Genomic DNA, 17,989 nt, shown 5'->3' with positions numbered 1-17,989 from the left:
CGCGTCCCGATCGTGACGACCGGAGACGGGGTATCAACATATCTGGCGTTGACTTTTGGCACGCTGTTGAGTTCTCAAGGAACGGTCGCTTCCTTCGTACTCACCCTCTCGGGCTTTCCTCCGGGCTTCCCTTCGGTCTTGCGTTTCCGACTCTATCAGATCCTTTCGGGCCTGATTTCCGATCGGTGCCATCCTGCTTGAGCGGGATATTGGCGTGTCGTGGGCTTCCGGCTTTCGCCTGTCGGCCTTTCGACATTCACTACGTTAGCGGATTCCCTCGGTGACTCATAATCGAGTCCCGCGCGTTCGAATTCGGACACGCGGGCGCGCCGAAATCGACCCCGTTCGAGGGGGTGAGGCTAGGTAGTGGGTTGGCCGCTCCGGCTGCAGACGACTGCCGTACCCGGTTCAGCGGCTCGGGCCACATTACGCACCTTCGGGAGGCGAGTCAACTTCGGCGCCGCCGGGGGACGTGGGCCCGGTAGGGGCTCACCGTCGGGTCGCCGGCGATCCAGAAGCGCCACGGATGGACGCCGCCGTCGCCGCCCTCGCCGGCGACTCCGGTGCGCGGTCCGCTGCGTACCTGGTCGGGCGGGACGGGGCTGCCGGTCAGGACGCGCATCGGGGTCTCGCCGGCGGCGCAGGCGTCGGTGCCGTCCAGGGCGCGGTCGACGTCGAGCGCGGTGGCCAGCCTGGCCGGGCCTTTGGCCAGTTCCTTGTCGTTGCGGGCCGAAAGGCGGCGCTTCCGGGCCGCCTCCACGCCTTCGACGACCTCCCCGGCGCGCAGCAGGACGGCGCTCGCCCTGCCCTCGGGGCCACAGACCAGGTTCATGCAGTGCCACATGCCGTAGGTGAAGTAGACGTACAAGTGTCCGGGCGGGCCGAACATCACCTCGGTGCGCGGGGTGCGGCCGCGGTAGGCGTGGGAGCCGGGGTCGTTGGGGCCGTCGTAGGCCTCGACCTCGGTGAGGCGGACGGTGATCGGGCCGTCCGGGGTGGTGCGGACCAGGAGGCGGCCGAGGAGGTCGGGGGCGACGTCCAGGACGGGGCGGTCGAAGAACTTCCTGGGCAGGGGCGTACGGTCCGGGGGCGCGATCATGCCGTCCGAGGGTAGTGCAGTCGGTGCGGAACCGGCGGGGGCCGGATCGCGTTTGTAGGGGTCAAGCGTCCAATCGTCAAGGGAGAGTCATGGCGTTCAAGAAGCTGCTCGCGAGCCTGGGGGCCGGTGGGGCGTCGGTCGAGACCGTGCTGACCGAGGTCAACGTGGTGCCGGGCGGCGTCGTCCAGGGTGAGGTGCGGATCCAGGGCGGGTCCGTGAACCAGGACATCGAGGGCCTCTCGGTCGGGCTGCAGGCCAAGGTCGAGGTGGAGAGCGGCGACCAGGAGTACAAGCAGGACATCGAGTTCACCAAGGTGCGGCTCGGTGGTGCCTTCGAGCTCCAGGCGGGGGCCGTGCACGCGGTGCCGTTCGGGCTGGAGATCCCCTGGGAGACGCCGATCACGATGATCGACGGGCAGTCGCTGCGCGGGATGCACATCGGTGTGACGACCGAGCTGGAGATCGCCCGTGCGGTGGACTCCGGTGACCTGGACCCGGTCAACGTGCACCCGCTGCCGGCGCAGCAGGCGATCCTGGACGCCTTCATCCAGCTGGGCTTCCGCTTCAAGAACGCGGACATGGAGCGCGGGCACATCCGCGGCACGCGGCAGCGGCTGCCGTTCTACCAGGAGATCGAGTTCTACCCGCCGTCGCAGTACCGCGGGCTGAACCAGGTCGAGCTGAGCTTCGTGGCCGACGAGAACGCCATGGACGTCGTCCTGGAGATGGACAAGAAGCCGGGGCTGTTCAGCGAGGGCTCGGACACCTTCCGGTCCTTCCAGGTCGGTCTGCGCGACTACCAGGGCACCGACTGGGCGGCCTACCTCAACCAGTGGCTCTCCGAGGTCGGCAGCCGGCGCAACTGGTTCTGAGCCCTGAACCCTTAGGCTCGGAAACCACTGACTCCAGAACTTCCAGGAGGTACCGAGGTGACCGAGCTCAAGCGGCGGCCGCTCCCCCATGACTTCCATCCGCCCGTGCCGTCGTTCACGGTGACGAGCGAGGACGTCGAGGAAGGGGCGGCCCTCAAGAGCGCTCAGGTCCAGGCGGAGGGCAACACCTCGCCGCAGCTGCGCTGGTCGGGCTTCCCGGCCGGGACCAAGAGCTTCGCCGTGACGTGCTACGACCCGGACGCGCCCACGGGCAGCGGGTTCTGGCACTGGGTGCTGTTCGACATCCCGGCGTCGGTGACCGAGCTGCCGGCGGGTGCGGGCGGTGGCGCGTTCGAGGGGCTGCCCGAGGGTGCCGTGCACGCGCGCAACGACTACGGGTCGAAGGACTTCGGCGGCGCCGCCCCGCCGCCCGGGGACGGCCCGCACCGGTACGTCTTCACGGTGTACGCGGTGGACCAGGAGAAGCTGGGTCCGGACGCGGACGCCTCCCCGGCCGTCGTCGGCTTCAACCTGCGGTTCCACACGATCGCGCGCGCCCAGCTGATCGGGGAGTACGAGGTTCCGGCACAGGGCTGAGCAAGCCGGTCGGTCCCGGAACGTTTGCCCGCCTCTGGTCTTGAAATAGATCAGGGGCGGGCATTTTTTATTGCGTTGTCCATCCCGGCGCGCCCGTCCAGAGTTGATCCGGGCCCGCCGGGGGGTGGGCAGGTGCACACGGGAGGTGGGCCGGATGCGTGACACGCTGGTGCTGAACGCGAGCTTCGAGCCGCTGTCGACGGTGACGTTGAACCGAGCCGTCGTTCTGGTGCTCCAGGACAAGGCCGTCGTCGAGCAGGCCCACCCCGAACTGCGGATGCGCGGGGCGGACGTGGAGATACCCGCGCCCCGGGTGATCCGGCTGTGCCGGTACGTCCGGGTGCCGTTCCGAAGACAAGCCCCGTGGTCCAGGCGGGGCGTGCTGGTCAGGGACCGGCACCGGTGCGCGTACTGCGGACGCCGGGCCACGACCGTGGACCACGTGGTGCCGCGGTCGCAGGGCGGTCAGGACACCTGGCTGAACACCGTGGCCGCCTGCGCCGAGGACAACCACCGCAAGGCGAACCGGACTCCGGAGGAGGCCGGGATGGCGTTGCTGCGCCAGCCGTTCGAGCCGACCCCCGCCGACGCGATGCTGCTGGCCGCCGGACACGGGGACTTCACGGCGCTTCCCGCCTGGCTCGGGGCCGACGCGGCCTAGGCGGCCATGCGGGCCTTGGCGGCCACGCGGAGCCTTGAGCTGCTCCGCGCGGCCGCGAGGGGCCGGTCTCAGTCGATGAGCGGCTTCTCGCGCCGTTCGGTGCCGCCGTTGTCGCCGGACGAGCCGCCGTTGCCCGGAGTCCCGCCCGTGGGGCCGAAGTTGCCCATGGCGCCGGACAGGCCCTTGAGGGCGTCGCCGATCTCGCTGGGCACGATCCAGAGCTTGTTGGCGTTGCCCTCGGCGATCTTCGGGAGCATCTGGAGGTACTGGTAGCTGAGGAGCTTCTGGTCGGGGTCGCCGGCGTGGATGGCCTCGAAGACCGTACGGACGGCCTGGGCCTCGCCCTCGGCGCGCAGGGCGGCGGCCTTGGCCTCACCCTCGGCGCGCAGGATCTGGGACTGCTTCTCGCCCTCCGCGGTGAGGATGGCGGCCTGCCGGGTGCCCTCGGCGGTGAGGATCGCGGCGCGCTTGTCCCGGTCGGCGCGCATCTGCTTCTCCATCGAGTCCTGGATGGACGTCGGCGGCTCGATGGCCTTCAGCTCCACGCGGTTGACGCGGATGCCCCACTTGCCGGTGGCCTCGTCGAGGACTCCGCGCAGGGCCGCGTTGATCTCCTCGCGGGAGGTCAGCGTGCGCTCGAGGTCCATGCCGCCGATGATGTTGCGCAGGGTGGTGACGGTGAGCTGCTCGATCGCCTGGATGTAGCTGGCGACCTCGTAGGTGGCGGCCCGGGCGTCGGTCACCTGGTAGTAGATGACGGTGTCGATGTTCACGACCAGGTTGTCCTGGGTGATCACCGGCTGGGGCGGGAACGGCACGACCTGTTCGCGCAGGTCGATGCGGTTGCGGATGGTGTCGATGAACGGGACCACGATGTTGAGGCCCGCGTTCAGGGTGCGGGTGTAGCGGCCGAAGCGCTCGACGATGGCCGCGCTGGCCTGTGGGATGACCTGGATGGTTTTGATCAGGGCGATGAAGACCAACACCACCAGAATGATCAGGACGATGATGACCGGTTCCATCGTGTTTCCCCGTTCCCCTTCTCCGCCTCGGCGCTCGGAAGATCTCGTGCCTGCTGAAGATCTTGTTCGTCGAGTCTGACAGACCGCCACTCAACTCGGGGGGCGTTCGGTTCAGTTGAGTCGTGCGAGGTCAGATGACGATCGCGGTGGCTCCTTCGATGTCCACGACGTCCACCTCCTGGCCGACCTCGTAGGCGCGGCCGGTGTCGAGGGAGCGCGCGGACCAGATCTCCCCGGCGAGCTTGATGCGGCCGCCCGAGCCGTCGACGCGCTCCAGGACCACGGCCTGCCTGCCCTTCAACGCGTCGATGCCGGTGGCGAGTTGGGGCCGCTGCCGGGTGTGGCGCGCGGCGATGGGCCGTACCACGGCGATGAGGGCGACCGAGACGACGACGAAGGTGAGCACCTGGACCACGGCGTCGAACCCCAGCCCGGCGACGGCGGCCGCCGCGACGGCGCCCACCGCGAACATGCCGAACTCGGGCATCGCGGTGACCACGAGCGGGATTCCGAGCGCTGCCGCGCCGACGAGCCACCACACCCATGCGTCGATGTCGTTCACATGGTCATGGTAGGGCCGCCGCCGTGCCGCGGACAGGGCGCGAAGGGCCGGGACGCCGCGGCGGCCGGGCGGGCGCGCCGGACGGGGCCTCAGGAGAGGGGCAGGCCCTGGGCGGTCCAGCGTTCGCCGACCTGCTGCACCACGAGCGGGAGGCCGAAGCAGCGGGAGAGGTTGCGGGAGGTCAGCTCCAGCTCCAGCGGGCCGGCGGCGAGGACCTTGCCCTGGCGGATCATGAGCACGTGCGTGAAGCCGGGGGCGATCTCCTCGACATGGTGGGTGACCATGATCATGGAGGGTGCGATGGGGTCGCGGGCGAGCCGGCCGAGGCGGCGCACCAGGTCCTCGCGGCCGCCGAGGTCGAGGCCGGCGGCGGGCTCGTCGAGCAGCAGCAGCTCGGGGTCGGTCATCAGGGCGCGGGCGATCAGGGTGCGCTTGCGCTCGCCCTCGGAGAGGGTGCCGAAGCGGCGGTCGAGGTAGTCGCTCATGCCGAGGCGGTCGAGGAAGGCGCGGGCGCGCTGCTCGTCGACGTCCTCGTACTCCTCCTGCCAGCCGGCCGTCATGCCGTAGGCGGCGGTGAGCACGGTCTGGAGCACGGTCTGGCGCTTGGGGAGCTTCTCGGCCATGGCGATGCCGGCCATGCCGATGCGGGGGCGCAGGTCGAAGACGTCGACGCGGCCGAGGGTGTCGCCGAGGACGGTGGCGGTGCCCTTGCTGGGGAAGAGGTAGCTGGAGGCGACGTTCAGAAGGGTGGTCTTGCCCGCGCCGTTGGGGCCGAGGATGACCCAGCGCTCGCCCTCCTTCACCGACCAGGAGACCTGGTCCACCAGAGCCCGGCCCTCGCAGACCACGGATACGTCCTGAAGCTCCAGAACATCGCTCATGAGCGCGTTGTCTCCCCTTGCAGTGCGGCCGGTCTCGGCTGTCGCGTACGGCTGTGGCTCGGGCCGCCGCGCCGGTGGGCGCAGCCCCTACGAAATCTACGCCACCGGCGCGGCGCTCCATTCCATCGGTCGGGTCCTTAGGGTGGAGGCATGCTCGTGGAACCGCGTTCAGGACGCCTTGCCGCATGGGGAAATGCCCTATTGGCCGGACTCGTCTCGCCGGATGACGCCGTGCTCACCATCGTGGGCGGGGACGCCGTGCACCGGGTGGAGGGGCTGCCGGGCGAAGCGGCGCCGGTCGGACTCACACTCGCGCTGGGACGGCTGCGGGCGCTGGGGGTGTCGGGGCTGCGGGTGGCGCTGCCGGCGCCGGGGCATCCGCTGGGGCTGAGCGGGCCGCCGGAGTTCAACGCGCGGGCGCTGGAGGCGGAGGAGGCCGTGGTCTGTCACGGCGCCGCGTACGGGCTGGTGCCGGAGGTGTCGGAGGCCGGGCCGGACGGTGACGTCCATGTCGAGGTGGTGTGGCACTGCCTCCCGGTGCGCCAGGCGCCGCCGGCCGACGTGCCGTCGCTGGGTGAGGCCGAGCGGGAGCTGGCGGAGGCGCTGCGGGAGGCGACGGAGGTGCTGTCGCGGCTGGACCTCGCCGGGTCGGGGCCGGTGGCCGAGGCGGCGATCGACGCGTACCGGGCGCGGGCCGAGAAGGGCCGGGAGGTGCTGGCGCCCGGGTATCCGCCGCGGGCGGTGCGGGTGCTGGAGCTGGCGCAGCGGGTGGGGCTGCTGGTGTCGCTGGCGTACGGCAACGGGCACGGGGCCGCGGTGAGCGCCTCGGAGATGGCGGCCAGGTCGCACGCGCTGCGGCCGGTGGAGCGCACGGCCCGGCGGGCGCAGGTGGCGGCGTACAACGCGGTGGTGGAGGAGCGCGAGCGGGGCGTCCGGTAGGCGGGCGGGTCGCGGAGGACCCCCGAGCGGTCAGGGGCTCGGGGGCCTTCGCGGGCGGACCTGCCTCGGCGGTTCCTCAGTGGTACTGAGTGGTCCTCGGCGGTCCTCAGCGGTTCCTCAGTGGTCGAGGCCGACGTTGCCGAGGGCCGGGTTCCGCGCTCCGCCGGCCGGCGGGCGGGGCGGAGGGCGTTTCAGCCGGTCACATCGTGACGTACGGCCCACAGGGCGGCCTGGGTGCGGTCGGCGAGGTCGAGCTTCATGAGGATGTTCGACACGTGCGTCTTGACGGTCTTCTCGGACAGCACCAGGGCGCGGGCGATCTCGCGGTTGGAGCGGCCGTCCGCTATCAGAGCGAGCACCTCGCGCTCCCGCTCGGTGAGCGAGCCGCCCCGGCCCTGACCGGCGCCCGTCTCGTCCTGGGAGAGCAGCATGCCCGCGACCTCCTGCTGGAGCAGGACGTGCCCGGCGTGGACGGAGCGGATGGCACCGGCGAGGGCGTCGGGGTCCACGTCCTTGTAGACGTACCCGGCGGCTCCCGCGCGCAGGGCGGGCACCACCGTGCGCTGCTCCGTGAAGCTGGTGACGACGAGCACGCGCGCCGGGTTGCCGAGGTCGCGCAGCCGGCGCAGCGCCTCGACGCCGTCCATGCCCGGCATCTTCACGTCCATGAGGACGACGTCCGGGCGCAGCTCCTCGGCGCGGGCGACCCCGTCGGCGCCGTCGGCGGCCTCGCCCACCACCTCGATGTCGTCCTGCACCTCCAGGAAGGTGCGCAGGCCCCGGCGGACCACCTGGTGGTCGTCGACGAGCAGCACCCTGATCGCCTCAGGCACCGGGGACCTCCATCTCGATCGTGGTGCCCTTGCCGGGCGCCGATTCCACCCTCAGCGTGCCACCGACCCCGCTCGCCCGGTCCCGCATGGAGACCAGGCCCAGGTGGCGTCCGGCGCGGCGGACGGTGTGCGGGTCGAAGCCGGTGCCGTCGTCGGTGACGCGCAGGACGGCGCCGCCGCCGCGCCTGCCGAGGCGGACGTCGACGTGCGCGGCGCCGGAGTGGCGCAGCGCGTTGTGCAGGGCCTCCTGGGCGACGCGCAGCAGGGCTTCCTCCTGGGCGGCGGGCAGGGCGCGGAAGCCGGTGCCGGTGAAGGTGACGCGGGCGCCGTGGGCGCGGTCCAGGACCTGGATCTGGGTGCGCAGGGTGGCGAGCAGGCCGTCCTCGTCGAGGCCGGCGGGGCGCAGCTCGACGACGGCGGCGCGCAGCTCGTCGGCGGCCTCGGCGGCGAGCGCGGCGACCTGGTGCAGCTCGCCCTTGGCGCGGGCGGGGTCGCGGTCGACCAGGGCGGCCGCCGCCTGGGCGGTCAGGCGCAGGGAGAACAGCTTCTGGCTGACGGCGTCGTGCAGCTCGTGGGCGAGGCGGGAGCGCTCCTCGGCGATGGTCAGCTCGCGGCTGCGCTCGTACAGACGGGCGTTGGTGAGGGCGATGGCGGCGTGCTGGGCGAGGATGGCGAGCAGTTCCTCGTCCTCCTCGGTGAAGCGGCAGGTGCCCCCCGGTGCCGGGTGCGGGGTGCCGTCCTGCGGGGAGCACCGTTTGTTGGCGAGGAAGAGGGCGCCGATGACCTCGTCGCCGTCGCGGACGGGCAGGCCGAGGAAGTCGGACATCTCGGGGTGTGCGGGCGGCCAGCCCTCGAAGCGGGGGTCGGTGCGGACGTCGGCGAGGCGCTCGGGGCGGGCCTCGTGCAGCATCGCGGCGAGGATGCCGTGCTGGCGCGGCAGCGGGCCGATCGCCTTCCACCGCTCGTCGCTGACGCCGTCGACGACGAACTGGGCGAAGCCGCCGTGGTCGTCGGGGACCCCGAGCGCGGCGTACTCGGCGCCGAGCAGCTCGCGGGCGGAGGCGACGATCGTCTTGAGGACGTCGCGCACCTCCAGGTGCCTGCTCATGGCCAGCAGCGCGGCGCTGACCGCGGCGAGGCCGGAGCGGGGTCCGTTGTTCATGGTCCTCACGGTACCGGCGGGTGCCGGCGCTGCGGATCGGACCGGGGGCGGCCGGACCTGGTCCGGGAGGCGTAGGGCGACCGGTCTACGCCTCCCGGCCGCGACTCGGGTGTGGGCGCGGACCGGCCGGGCAGGAGAGGAAGGGTCCCGGCACGGGCCGCACCCGGCGCCGGTCGCGACGGGGCGGCGCGGGCCCCGGCCGGGCGCGGGTAGCCGGGCGCGGGTGGCCGGGCGCGGCAGAGCAGGGCGGCCCGGCGGCACACCCTCGGACCGGCGGGACAGCCGGGACGGCGCGGGCCCCCGGGCCGGGCTCGAGTGAAGAGAGGGCGGAGCGGCCTCGCGTCGCCGGCCTCTCGCCGCGGGTGGTCGACAGGCCCGCCATGGGACTCACTCAGTGCATTGCGAGCGCAACACACGGTAAGAACGCCGTGTGTCCGCTGTGAGCCCGCGCATAGGGCGCACATCACGTACTAGTGGACATAGGAGATGTACCGCCCCCGCACGAACGGGGCGGACTGCCTAATCTGTCCCGATTTGCCCCTCCCTGATCCACTACCGGGCATCGTACGTCACACCTTTGCCACGGCATTTTGCGGCCGCTAAGAATTGCTCACGTCGCTCAGCGCCGCGGGTTCCGCCCCGCGGCGTTCGTGCGGGTCGGAAGATCCCCCGCCGGACGAAGAGCGATCTCCGCGCTATTCGAAGAGGTCCCGCCTGCTATGCCCAAGAACATCTTCGCTCGAGCTCATAGTCGTGCCCTGACCAAGCAGCACAAGATCGCGCTCGCCGGTGTCTCCACCCTCGGTGCCGCCGCCCTGGCCTTCTCCACCGTTCCCGGCCACGCCGACACCCAGGTGACCGGCGCCCCGGCCGCCGCCACCGCGCAGGTGGCGTACGGCACCCAGCCGATCAAGGACGTCAAGGGCACGGTCACCGACCAGCTGGCCACCCGGACCGTCAAGATCGACGCCATCGCCGCGCAGAAGAAGGCCGCCGCCGACGCCGCAGCCGCCAAGAAGGCCGAGGCCGCCGCGAAGGCCGCCGCCGCCAAGAAGGCCGTCGCCGACGCCGCCGCGAAGAAGGCCGCGCAGGAGCGCGCCGCGGAGGCGGCCGCGAGCCGCTCCGTGCAGCGCCCGCAGATGCAGACGGTGGCCGCGAAGACGTACGCGAACAACCTGGACGGCTGGATCCGCCAGGCCCTGGACATCATGCACTCCAAGGGCATCCCCGGCAGCTACAACGGTCTGCACAAGAACATCATGCGCGAGTCCTCCGGCAACCCCCGCGCCATCAACGACTGGGACATCAACGCCATCAACGGCGTCCCGTCCAAGGGTCTGCTGCAGGTCATCCCGCCGACCTTCAACGCCTACCACGTCGCCGGCACCTCGTGGAACATCTACGACCCGGTCGCCAACATCACCGCCGCCGCCAACTACGCGGCCGACAAGTACGGCTCGATCGACAACGTCAACAGCGCGTACTGAGGTCGGCGCGGACCTCTGAGTGACGCGGAAGGGCGGCACCCCCTCGGGGATGCCGCCCTTCGCGGTGGGTGGGTGCGGTTACTTCCGCATCACCTCGGGCTCGTGCCGGCGCAGGAAGCGGGCGACGAGGAAGCCGCAGGCCACGCCGAGGACGACCAGGGCGGCCATGTCCATGCCCCAGGCGGACGCCTGGTGGTCCCACAGCGGGTCCGTGTCGGTGGGGTCGTCGGCATTGGGCGCGATGTTGTTGAAGTCCAGCGTGGTGCCGGCGGCGGCCACGGCCCAGCGCGACGGCATCAGGTACGAGACCTCGTTGACGCCCGGGGCGCCGTGCAGGGTGAACAGGCAGCCGGTGAACACGACCTGGATGATCGCGAACATCACCAGCAGCGGCATGGTCTTCTCGGCGGTCTTCACCAGCGAGGAGATGACCAGGCCGAACATCATCGAGGTGAAGCCGAGCGCCATGACCGGCAGGCACAGCTCCAGCAGCGTGGAGCCGCCCAGGACCAGGCCCTGGTCGGGGATCTCCCGGCTGGAGAAGCCGATCAGGCCGACCATCAGCCCCTGGAGCACCGTGACCGCGCCGAGGACGACGACCTTGGACATCAGGTACGCCGACCGGGACAGGCCGGTCGCGCGCTCGCGCTCGTAGATGACCCGTTCCTTGATCAGCTCGCGGACGGAGTTCGCGGCGCCCGCGAAGCACGCGCCGACGGCGAGGATCAGCAGGACCGTGGTCGCCGTGCCGTTCGGGATCGGCACGTGGGTGCGCGGGTTGACCGGGTTGACCAGCAGGCCCTTGTCGGAGTCGATCAGCAGGCTGACCGCGCCGAGCACCGCCGGCAGGATCACCGTGAGCGCCAGGAAGCCCTTGTCGGAGGCGATGACCGCCACGTACCGGCGGATCAGGGTCAGCAGCTGCGAGCCCCAGCCCTGCGGCTTGGGCGGCTTCATCGCCTGCGGCGGCGGCATGGCTACGGACTGCGGGGCGACGGCGTCGATGTCCGCGGCGTACATCTGGTAGTGCTGCGAGCCCTTCCAGCGGCCCGCCCAGTCGTAGTCGCGGTAGTTCTCGAAGGCGGAGAAGACGTCGGCCCAGGTGTCGTAGCCGAAGAAGTTCAGCGCCTCCTCGGGCGGGCCGAAGTAGGCGACCGCACCGCCCGGCGCCATCACCAGCAGCTTGTCGCAGATCGCCAGCTCGGCCACGGAGTGGGTGACGACCAGGACCGTACGGCCGTCGTCGGCGAGACCGCGCAGCAGCTGCATCACGTCGCGGTCCATGCCCGGGTCGAGGCCCGAGGTCGGCTCGTCCAGGAAGATCAGCGACGGCTTGGTGAGCAGCTCCAGGGCGACCGAGACGCGCTTGCGCTGGCCGCCGGAGAGCGAGGTGACCTTCTTGTCCTTGTGGATGTCCAGCTTCAGCTCGCGCAGCACCTCGTCGATGCGGGCGCTGCGCTCCTGCGCCGTGGTGTCGGCCGGGAAGCGCAGCTTGGCCGCGTACTTCAGGGCCTTCTTGACGGTCAGCTCCTTGTGCAGGATGTCGTCCTGCGGGACCAGACCGATGCGCTGGCGCAGCTCGGCGAACTGCTTGTACAGGTTGCGGTTGTCGTAGAGCACCTCGCCCTGGTTGGCGGGCCGGTAGCCGGTGAGCGCCTTGAGCAGGGTGGACTTGCCGGAGCCGGACGGGCCGATGACCGCGATCAGGGACTTCTCGGGGACGCCGAAGGAGACGTCCTTCAGGATCTGCTTGCCGCCGTCGACCGTGACGGTCAGGTGGCGCGCGGAGAAGGAGACCTCACCGGTGTCGACGAACTCCTCGAGGCGGTCGCCGACGATACGGAAGGTGGAGTGGCCGACACCGACGATGTCCGTCGGGCCGAGCGGCTGCGAGCCGCCCTTGGCGATCGGCTGGCCGTTGACGTACGTGCCGTTGTGCGATCCGAGGTCGCGGATCTCGAAGCGGCCGTCGGGCATCGAGTGGAACTCGGCGTGGTGGCGGGAGACCTGGAGGTCGGAGACGACCAGCTCGTTCTCCAGGGCGCGGCCGATGCGCATGACCCGGCCGAGGGAGAACTGGTGGAACGTGGTCGGGCTGCGGTCGCCGTAGACCGGCGGCGCCCCCGCGCCACCACCGGACACCTGCTGCGGGTAACCGTCACCCGGCCCGCCCTGCTGCGGGATCGCGGCGGCCTGCTGCGGCTGCGGCCAGCCGGCCTGCGGCGCCTGCTGCGGCGGGACCGGGTGCTGCGGGGCCGGGTGCTGCGGGGCGTGCTGCGGCGGGGCCCAGCCGGGGCCCGCGGCCTGCGCGGCGTACGGCGTGGCCTGCGGCTGCTGCCGGGGCTGGGCGACGGCCGCGGCGCCGGAGAGATTCAGCCGGGGCCCGTCGGTCGCGTTGCCGAGGTGCACGGCCGAGCCCGGCCCCAGCTCCGTCCGGTGCACCCGCTGCCCCTGCACGAACGTGCCGTTGGTGCTGCCGTGGTCCTCGATGACCCAACCGCGGCCGTCGAAGCCGACGGTGGCGTGCCGCCAGGAGACCCTGGCGTCGTCGAACACGATGTCACCCTGCGGATCGCGCCCGAGGGTGTAGGACCTGGACGGATCGAGCGTCCAGGTCCGTCCGTTAGTTTCCAGTACGAGTTCCGGCACTCCATGCCCCATGAGTAGTCCCCCGAGTTACCCCCATCACAGGGAGTCTAGGGATGTCGAACATCGTCGGGAACTATTTCAGGCTCCGCCCCCTGACCGAAACCCGGGCCTTGTGAAGGGCGCGTACACGCGCTCCGATCCGCCCCGTTGACGGGGTTGAAACCGGCCCGGAGAGTGGTAATCCCCCGCGAGGGGGACATGCGCGGCGCCGCTGCGGCGCCGCCGATCGGGGGGCCTGCCATGAGCGCTGCCACGGGCGTCGACACCGCGCGGCACGGCACGGGACTGCCGTGGACGGACATCCTGCTGTCCGCGATCGCCGCGGTGAGCTGGGCGTTGGCCGGGATGGCGGGCGCCGCCGCGCTCGGCCTGCACCTGCTGGGCGCGGACGCGCGGGGATCGCTGGGCCCGATGACGGCGGCCGTGGTGGCGCTGGCGGTCGGTGGTTCGGTCACGCCGTCCGGTGACGTGTCCGCCTTCGGACTGTCAGGGGCCGAGGCGACGACCGCCATCGAGATCACGCCACTGGGCGTCAGCCTGGTGGGCGCCCTGCTGCTGGCCTGGCTCTTCCTGCGATCCCTGCGGACGGCCGCGGTTGTGCTCCCGCCGGCCGAACTCCTGGCCCGCGCGGGGACGTTGCTCGCGCTGTTCACGGCGATCCTCGGCGGGCTCGCCTGGGCGGGTCACGACGTCGTCACCATCGACGGCGGCGCGCTCGGCCTCGACGGGCTGCCGGGCGGCGGTCGCGGTGGCGGCAGCGGGATCGGCATCCCCGGCGTCGGGGACCTGGGCGACCTCGGCGGGCTGCTCCCGGACCGCGTCGGTGACCTGGTGGACGCGCGGGCGGCGGTGGGGTTCACGGTGGACACGGCGGCCACCCTGCTCGCTGGCCTGTGCTGGTGCGCCGCCGTGCTGCTGATCGCCCTGCTCGCCTCCCGCCGGACGCCCCTGCCGCCCGGCTGGGACGCCGTGCACCGCGTCGTACGGCCGGTCGTCTCCTCGCTGGTCACCGTGGGACTGCTGGCCGTGGCGGCGGGGTGGGCGGCGGCCGGTTACGCGGCGATCGGTGACGACCACCCCCGGCGCATCGCCGGCGCCGCCCTCCTCGGGGCGCCCGACGGGGTCTGGCTCGGGGTGCCCCTGGGCCTGCTCGTCCCCTGGGACGGCGAGGCCACCGGGCCGCTCGCCGCACTGCTGCCCCATCCCCTGGACGACCTGCTCGCCGAGCGCTCCGGCAAGCCGGTGACGCTGGGGCGGCTGGCGGAGCTGGACGGACGGGTGTGGCTGCTCGCGGTCGCCGCCGCGCTGACGCTGCTGCTGGCCGGAGTGCTCACGGCGGTACGGACACCGGTGCCGATGAGGAACCGGGTACCGACGGGGCCCGGAGCGGGATCCGGGGCCGGGTCCGGCGGTGCGCGGGGTGGGCCGGGTGCGCGGCGCGGTGCGCTGGGGTTCGCGGGCCGGTGCGCGCTGCGGCTGGGCCTCGCCTGCGCCCTCGCCCTGCCGTTCCTCACCTGGCTGACAGGCGTGTCCGTGACCGCCTCGCTGTCCGTCCTCGGCGTCGACGCCTTCGGCGCGGGCGTCGAGCTGCACGGCCACCTCGGCGCGGCGCTGCTCCTGGGGGCGGTGTGGGGAGCGGTGGCGGGAGGCACGGGAGCGCTGCTGGCGTGGGCGACGGGATCGGCGGGGGCGCGGGTCGCCTGGCGGGCGGCGGGTGCGGGGGCCGGAGTGGGCCCGGGCGGTGTGCAGCGAGGTGGCTCCGGGGGCGGGGAGCGCGGTGGGGCGGATGGGGCGCGAGGTGGCACGGGGAGCGGGGATGTCGGGCCGTATGCGCGGAGCACGCCGTACCGCCCGCCGAATCCCGGGACCAACCCGTACCTTCGGATGCCGGTCGAGCCGCGGGACGGTGACGGCGGCGCGGTGGTGTCCGCGGGTCCGGCACCGGCCGGGGCGGTGCCGCAGGACGGGGACGTGCACGGCGCTGCGACCATGACGGGCCCGTTCGCGCAGCTGCCCCTCTCCCCGCGCGACCGCCCCGGGCAGCCGCCGGGCGACCGGACGCGGAACGCGTCCGACGGTCCGCCGCCGCCCCCTCCCCCGCCGCCGCCGAGGAGACCGGGTCCCCGGGGATGACGCCGGACAGCGGTACGGGCGGGCGGGCCGGCGCGGAGGCCCCTGCCCCGCCGCCGCACGGCCGGTACGGCGCCGCCGGAGCCGGGGCGGCAGTGGCGGCACAGCCCGGCCGGAGGCGGGGTCCTGCGGGCCTGGACCGGCGGCCGAGGGCGGACCGGGCGGCGAACGGCGGACCGGGCGCCGAAGCGTCCGGCGGCCCGGTGCCCGGGCCGGGCGCGCGTCCGCCGGATGTGGCGCCTGTACGGCTGCTGAGCTGGGCCGGCGCCGGCCGCTGGGCGGGGCCGCCGGTCCGCGCGGGGCGCCGGTGGCCGCAAGCGCGTAGCATCACGGCCGTGGCCGGTGGGCCATCCCTCCGCCACCGGTTCGACACCCATTGTTCCGTGTCCGTCAGGCGGACCGCATGGGCGGACGGCACGGGGTGCCGGTTACGGTGGTGACACCATGAGCGCTTCGCAGACCTCCGAGGTCCCCACTCTCCTCGTCAAGATCTTCGGCAAGGACAGGCCGGGCATCACGGCCGGCCTCTTCGACACCCTCGCCGCCTACTGCGTCGACGTGGTCGACATCGAGCAGGTCGTCACCCGGGGACGTCTGGTGCTGTGCGCACTGGTCACTCCCCCGGCGGCCGGGCTGGAGGGCGATCTGCGGGCGACCGTGCACAGCTGGGCCGAGTCGATGAAGATGCAGGCGGAGATCCTCTCGGGTCGCGGCGACAACCGGCCGCGCGGGCTCGGCCGCTCCCTGGTGACCGTCCTCGGCCACCCGCTGACCGCCGAGTCGACGGCCGCCATCGCCGCCCGGATCGCCAAGGCCGGCGGCAACATCGACCGTATCTTCCGGCTGGCCAAGTACCCGGTGACCGCCGTGGAGTTCGCCGTCTCCGGAGTGGAGACCGAACCGCTGCGCACCGCCCTGGTCTCGGACGCCGCCGCCCTCGGTGTCGACATCGCCGTGGTGTCGGCGGGGCTGCACCGCAGGGCCCAGCGCCTGGTAGTCATGGACGTGGACTCCACCCTGATCCAGGACGAGGTGATCGAACTCTTCGCCGCGCACGCCGGCTGCGAGGACAAGGTCGCCGAGGTGACGGCGGCGGCGATGCGCGGGGAGCTGGACTTCGAGCAGTCCCTGCACGCGCGGGTGGCGCTGCTCGAGGGGCTGGACGCCTCGGTGGTGCAGAAGGTGCGCCGTGAGGTCCGGCTGACCCCGGGCGCGCGGACCCTGATCCGTACGCTGAAGCGGCTCGGCTACCAGGTGGGCGTGGTCTCCGGCGGCTTCACCCAGGTCACCGACGACCTCAAGGAGCGGCTGGGGCTGGACTTCGCCCAGGCCAACACGCTGGAGATCGTCGACGGGAAGCTGACCGGCCGGGTCACCGGGGAGATCGTGGACCGGGCGGGCAAGGCACGGCTGCTGCGCCGGTTCGCCGCCGAGGCGGGTGTGCCGCTGGCCCAGACGGTGGCGATCGGTGACGGCGCCAACGACCTCGACATGCTGAACGCCGCCGGGCTGGGCGTCGCCTTCAACGCCAAGCCGGTGGTCCGGGAGGCCGCGCACACGGCGGTGAACTTCCCCTTCCTCGACACCGTGCTCTATCTGCTGGGCATCACCCGGGAAGAGGTCGAGGCGGCCGACACCCAGGACGAGTCCTACGACGACATTCCCGCCGAGGTCCGCGAGGACCGGCGCGAGGACCGCGACGACGACGTCCACGAGCCGGATCAGGCGGTCGAGGCCGCGGCAGGGGCCGGGGCTGAGGGCGGCGGAGCATAGAGCCGCACGGGCCCCGGGGCAGGGTCCGGACGAGTGCCGGGCGGCCCGGCGCCGTGGCGGTGCCGGGCCGTCGTCATGAGGTGACCATGGAAGTCAGCCGGATCGTGAGGCCATCCGGATCAGGGGTCATCCGGACCTTGTGGTCATCCGGACCCTGAGGTCATTCGGACGGGGCCCAGTAGTCCACCAGCGTGGCCGCTCCCGGCTCCAGGCTCTTCCAGGAGCCGTCGTAGGACAGGACGGCGTAGGCGGCGGCGGGGAAGCCCCGGCGGCCCATTCGCTGTCCGGCATCGCCCTCGGCCGACCCGGAGAGGATCTCGGCCAGGCCGTGCACCCCGGGGTTGTGACCGATCAGGATCACGCTCTGCACGTCGTCGGGAAGCTCGTTGAACACGGCGATCAGCTCACCCGGCGAGGCCTCGTAGACCCGCTCCTCGTAGACCGTTCTCGGCCGGTGCGGCAGCTCGTGGACGGCGAGCTTCCAGGTCTCGCGGGTGCGGACCGCGGTGGAGCAGAGGGCCAGATCGAGGGGGACGCCCATGTCGGCGATCTTGCGCCCGGCCACGGCGGCGTCCATGCGGCCCCGCTCGGCGAGCGGCCGCTCATGGTCGGTCACCTGGGGCCAGTCGGCTTTCGCATGCCGGAAGAGGACGATCCTGCGGGGTTCTGCGACGCTCATGCAACCCAGCTTCGCACGAAACAGACCACCCGGCGCAGGGAGTTGACATGCGGCTTCGCCACGGGAGGGGCCGTCTACCGGCGGGCGAGAAGCTGCTGGAGGTGCTCGAACACGTGAGTGATACCGGGGCCGTCCGTCGCCGCCTGGGCGTCGGACGGGTTCAGTATCAGCATCAGCAGGGCGACGAAGGCGAGCGCGGGCAGGGCGAGGGCCCACCAGGGCAGCCGGCTGTCGATGCCGCCCCTGGCCGACGAGGGGGGCCGGGTGTGCGTGTGCGCCGCCGGCATGATCGCCTCCGCTGGTCTCGGCGTGATCCGTGTGCTCGCGACCGGCTGTCGCGGTCACGTCTCGACGCTACGGGCTGTGCGGGCGCCGACCCATCCGGCGATCCACCCACTTGACCCTGACCCTGGCCCCCTAGGGGATGGGGGGCCAGCCCTACCCTCCGCCGGCGGGCAGGCGCCCGGGACCGGCAGCCGCTCAGGAACGCCCGGCCCGTGCGCGGGCCGACGGATCGGTCAGGGAGAGGCGATCGTCGCGATGACGGCGATGACGATGAAGATGGCGAAGAACGAGCCGAAGACCAGCAGCATCTTCTTCTGGCCGTTCTTGGGATGCGGATCGAGCACTGGCATACGGCAAG

At 72.3% G+C, this 17,989-nt stretch carries 18 protein-coding genes; 8 read left to right on the top strand and 10 right to left on the bottom strand.

The genetic code is table 11. From position 1 onward, the window contains the following. The coding region (locus ACZ6CZ_RS28215; protein WP_469026617.1) for a hypothetical protein at positions 1 to 201 on the top strand (201 nt) is incomplete at its 5' end. A 247-nt stretch (positions 202 to 448) separates the two neighbouring features. On the opposite strand, the gene ACZ6CZ_RS28210 is transcribed toward ACZ6CZ_RS28215, so the two are convergent. Then, positions 449 to 1,099, bottom strand: coding sequence for a DNA-3-methyladenine glycosylase (locus ACZ6CZ_RS28210; RefSeq protein WP_469026614.1), 651 nt, complete (start codon positions 1,097 to 1,099; stop codon positions 449 to 451). 89 nt (positions 1,100 to 1,188) lie between these two features. Between ACZ6CZ_RS28210 and ACZ6CZ_RS28205 the strand changes: the two genes are divergently transcribed. The 3 genes from ACZ6CZ_RS28205 to ACZ6CZ_RS28195 all read left to right on the top strand — a co-directional run bounded on the left by ACZ6CZ_RS28205 (position 1,189) and on the right by ACZ6CZ_RS28195 (position 3,229). Beyond that, positions 1,189 to 1,971 carry a sporulation protein gene (locus ACZ6CZ_RS28205; protein ID WP_469026612.1) on the top strand — a complete coding sequence of 261 codons (783 nt, stop codon included), beginning with the start codon at positions 1,189 to 1,191 and terminating at the stop codon, positions 1,969 to 1,971. Between the two features lie 57 nt (positions 1,972 to 2,028). After that, the gene (locus ACZ6CZ_RS28200) at positions 2,029 to 2,568 is read left to right on the top strand and encodes a YbhB/YbcL family Raf kinase inhibitor-like protein (protein ID WP_469026610.1); all 540 of its coding nucleotides are present in this window, start codon (positions 2,029 to 2,031) and stop codon (positions 2,566 to 2,568) included. Positions 2,569 to 2,722: 154 nt separating this feature from the next. After that, a complete protein-coding gene (locus ACZ6CZ_RS28195) occupies positions 2,723 to 3,229 on the top strand; it encodes an HNH endonuclease (protein ID WP_469026607.1) in 507 nt (168 codons plus the stop codon). A gap of 68 nt (positions 3,230 to 3,297) precedes the next feature. Here ACZ6CZ_RS28195 and ACZ6CZ_RS28190 read toward each other — a convergent pair whose 3' ends face one another. The 3 genes from ACZ6CZ_RS28190 to ACZ6CZ_RS28180 form a co-directional block, all read right to left on the bottom strand. Next, complete coding sequence (locus tag ACZ6CZ_RS28190) at positions 3,298 to 4,251, bottom strand: SPFH domain-containing protein (RefSeq protein WP_469026605.1); 954 nt, start codon at positions 4,249 to 4,251, stop codon at positions 3,298 to 3,300. A 130-nt stretch (positions 4,252 to 4,381) separates the two neighbouring features. Further along, positions 4,382 to 4,813, bottom strand: coding sequence for an NfeD family protein (locus ACZ6CZ_RS28185; protein WP_469026603.1), 432 nt, complete (start codon positions 4,811 to 4,813; stop codon positions 4,382 to 4,384). A gap of 89 nt (positions 4,814 to 4,902) precedes the next feature. Next, the gene (locus ACZ6CZ_RS28180) at positions 4,903 to 5,694 is read right to left on the bottom strand and encodes an ABC transporter ATP-binding protein (RefSeq protein ID WP_469026600.1); all 792 of its coding nucleotides are present in this window, start codon (positions 5,692 to 5,694) and stop codon (positions 4,903 to 4,905) included. 150 nt (positions 5,695 to 5,844) lie between these two features. On the opposite strand from ACZ6CZ_RS28180, the gene ACZ6CZ_RS28175 reads away from it, so the two are divergent. Then, the gene (locus tag ACZ6CZ_RS28175; protein WP_469026598.1) at positions 5,845 to 6,633 is read left to right on the top strand and encodes a hypothetical protein; all 789 of its coding nucleotides are present in this window, start codon (positions 5,845 to 5,847) and stop codon (positions 6,631 to 6,633) included. Between the two features lie 191 nt (positions 6,634 to 6,824). On the opposite strand, the gene ACZ6CZ_RS28170 is transcribed toward ACZ6CZ_RS28175, so the two are convergent. Both ACZ6CZ_RS28170 and ACZ6CZ_RS28165 read right to left on the bottom strand, forming a co-directional pair. Next, positions 6,825 to 7,466, bottom strand: a complete 642-nt coding sequence (locus ACZ6CZ_RS28170; RefSeq protein WP_469026596.1) for a response regulator — start codon at positions 7,464 to 7,466, stop codon at positions 6,825 to 6,827. Further along, on the bottom strand, positions 7,459 to 8,628 hold the full coding sequence (locus ACZ6CZ_RS28165) for a GAF domain-containing sensor histidine kinase (RefSeq protein WP_469026592.1): 1,170 nt from the start codon (positions 8,626 to 8,628) through the stop codon (positions 7,459 to 7,461). The genes ACZ6CZ_RS28170 and ACZ6CZ_RS28165 overlap by 8 nt, the downstream gene beginning before the upstream one ends. 719 nt (positions 8,629 to 9,347) lie before the next feature. Here ACZ6CZ_RS28165 and ACZ6CZ_RS28160 point away from each other — a divergent pair. After that, positions 9,348 to 10,115: a transglycosylase SLT domain-containing protein gene (locus ACZ6CZ_RS28160; RefSeq protein WP_469026590.1), complete on the top strand. Its 768-nt coding sequence runs from the start codon at positions 9,348 to 9,350 to the stop codon at positions 10,113 to 10,115. 78 nt (positions 10,116 to 10,193) lie between these two features. Here the strand turns inward: ACZ6CZ_RS28160 and ACZ6CZ_RS28155 are convergent, their stop codons facing one another. Continuing rightward, complete coding sequence (locus ACZ6CZ_RS28155; RefSeq protein WP_469026588.1) at positions 10,194 to 12,776, bottom strand: ABC transporter ATP-binding protein/permease; 2,583 nt, start codon at positions 12,774 to 12,776, stop codon at positions 10,194 to 10,196. A 228-nt stretch (positions 12,777 to 13,004) separates the two neighbouring features. On the opposite strand from ACZ6CZ_RS28155, the gene ACZ6CZ_RS28150 reads away from it, so the two are divergent. Further along, entirely contained in the window at positions 13,005 to 14,897 is a 1,893-nt protein-coding gene (locus ACZ6CZ_RS28150) for a streptophobe family protein (RefSeq protein ID WP_469026586.1), read from the top strand. 441 nt (positions 14,898 to 15,338) lie between these two features. Continuing rightward, entirely contained in the window at positions 15,339 to 16,667 is a 1,329-nt protein-coding gene (gene serB, locus ACZ6CZ_RS28145; RefSeq protein ID WP_469026583.1) for a phosphoserine phosphatase SerB, read from the top strand. A gap of 160 nt (positions 16,668 to 16,827) precedes the next feature. Here serB and ACZ6CZ_RS28140 read toward each other — a convergent pair whose 3' ends face one another. The 3 genes from ACZ6CZ_RS28140 to ACZ6CZ_RS28130 all read right to left on the bottom strand — a co-directional run bounded on the left by ACZ6CZ_RS28140 (position 16,828) and on the right by ACZ6CZ_RS28130 (position 17,981). Beyond that, positions 16,828 to 17,346, bottom strand: a complete 519-nt coding sequence (locus tag ACZ6CZ_RS28140) for a SixA phosphatase family protein (protein WP_469026581.1) — start codon at positions 17,344 to 17,346, stop codon at positions 16,828 to 16,830. Between the two features lie 74 nt (positions 17,347 to 17,420). Beyond that, positions 17,421 to 17,633: a hypothetical protein gene (locus ACZ6CZ_RS28135; RefSeq protein WP_469026578.1), complete on the bottom strand. Its 213-nt coding sequence runs from the start codon at positions 17,631 to 17,633 to the stop codon at positions 17,421 to 17,423. Between the two features lie 231 nt (positions 17,634 to 17,864). Further along, entirely contained in the window at positions 17,865 to 17,981 is a 117-nt protein-coding gene (locus ACZ6CZ_RS28130; protein ID WP_469026576.1) for an SGM_5486 family transporter-associated protein, read from the bottom strand. Positions 17,982 to 17,989 lie beyond the last annotated feature (8 nt).

This window comes from Streptomyces sp. NPDC041135, from assembly GCF_055592085.1.
The sequence above is the reverse complement of the archived record's forward strand: the minus strand, read 5'-3'. Positions and strand labels throughout refer to the sequence as shown.

Bases quoted from the DNA above. Each gene is read 5' to 3' on its own strand.
- ACZ6CZ_RS28210 (WP_469026614.1), bottom strand. From the start codon at position 1,099: ATGATCGCGCCCCCGGACCGTACGCCCCTGCCCAGGAAGTTCTTCGAC.
- ACZ6CZ_RS28205 (WP_469026612.1), top strand. From the start codon at position 1,189: ATGGCGTTCAAGAAGCTGCTCGCGAGCCTGGGGGCCGGTGGGGCGTCG.
- ACZ6CZ_RS28195 (WP_469026607.1), top strand. From the start codon at position 2,723: ATGCGTGACACGCTGGTGCTGAACGCGAGCTTCGAGCCGCTGTCGACG.
- ACZ6CZ_RS28190 (WP_469026605.1), bottom strand. From the start codon at position 4,251: ATGGAACCGGTCATCATCGTCCTGATCATTCTGGTGGTGTTGGTCTTC.
- ACZ6CZ_RS28180 (WP_469026600.1), bottom strand. From the start codon at position 5,694: ATGAGCGATGTTCTGGAGCTTCAGGACGTATCCGTGGTCTGCGAGGGC.
- ACZ6CZ_RS28175 (WP_469026598.1), top strand. From the start codon at position 5,845: ATGCTCGTGGAACCGCGTTCAGGACGCCTTGCCGCATGGGGAAATGCC.
- ACZ6CZ_RS28165 (WP_469026592.1), bottom strand. From the start codon at position 8,628: ATGAACAACGGACCCCGCTCCGGCCTCGCCGCGGTCAGCGCCGCGCTG.
- ACZ6CZ_RS28160 (WP_469026590.1), top strand. From the start codon at position 9,348: ATGCCCAAGAACATCTTCGCTCGAGCTCATAGTCGTGCCCTGACCAAG.
- ACZ6CZ_RS28155 (WP_469026588.1), bottom strand. From the start codon at position 12,776: ATGGGGCATGGAGTGCCGGAACTCGTACTGGAAACTAACGGACGGACC.
- ACZ6CZ_RS28150 (WP_469026586.1), top strand. From the start codon at position 13,005: ATGAGCGCTGCCACGGGCGTCGACACCGCGCGGCACGGCACGGGACTG.
- serB (WP_469026583.1), top strand. From the start codon at position 15,339: ATGAGCGCTTCGCAGACCTCCGAGGTCCCCACTCTCCTCGTCAAGATC.
- ACZ6CZ_RS28140 (WP_469026581.1), bottom strand. From the start codon at position 17,346: ATGAGCGTCGCAGAACCCCGCAGGATCGTCCTCTTCCGGCATGCGAAA.
- ACZ6CZ_RS28135 (WP_469026578.1), bottom strand. From the start codon at position 17,633: ATGCCGGCGGCGCACACGCACACCCGGCCCCCCTCGTCGGCCAGGGGC.
- ACZ6CZ_RS28130 (WP_469026576.1), bottom strand. From the start codon at position 17,981: ATGCCAGTGCTCGATCCGCATCCCAAGAACGGCCAGAAGAAGATGCTG.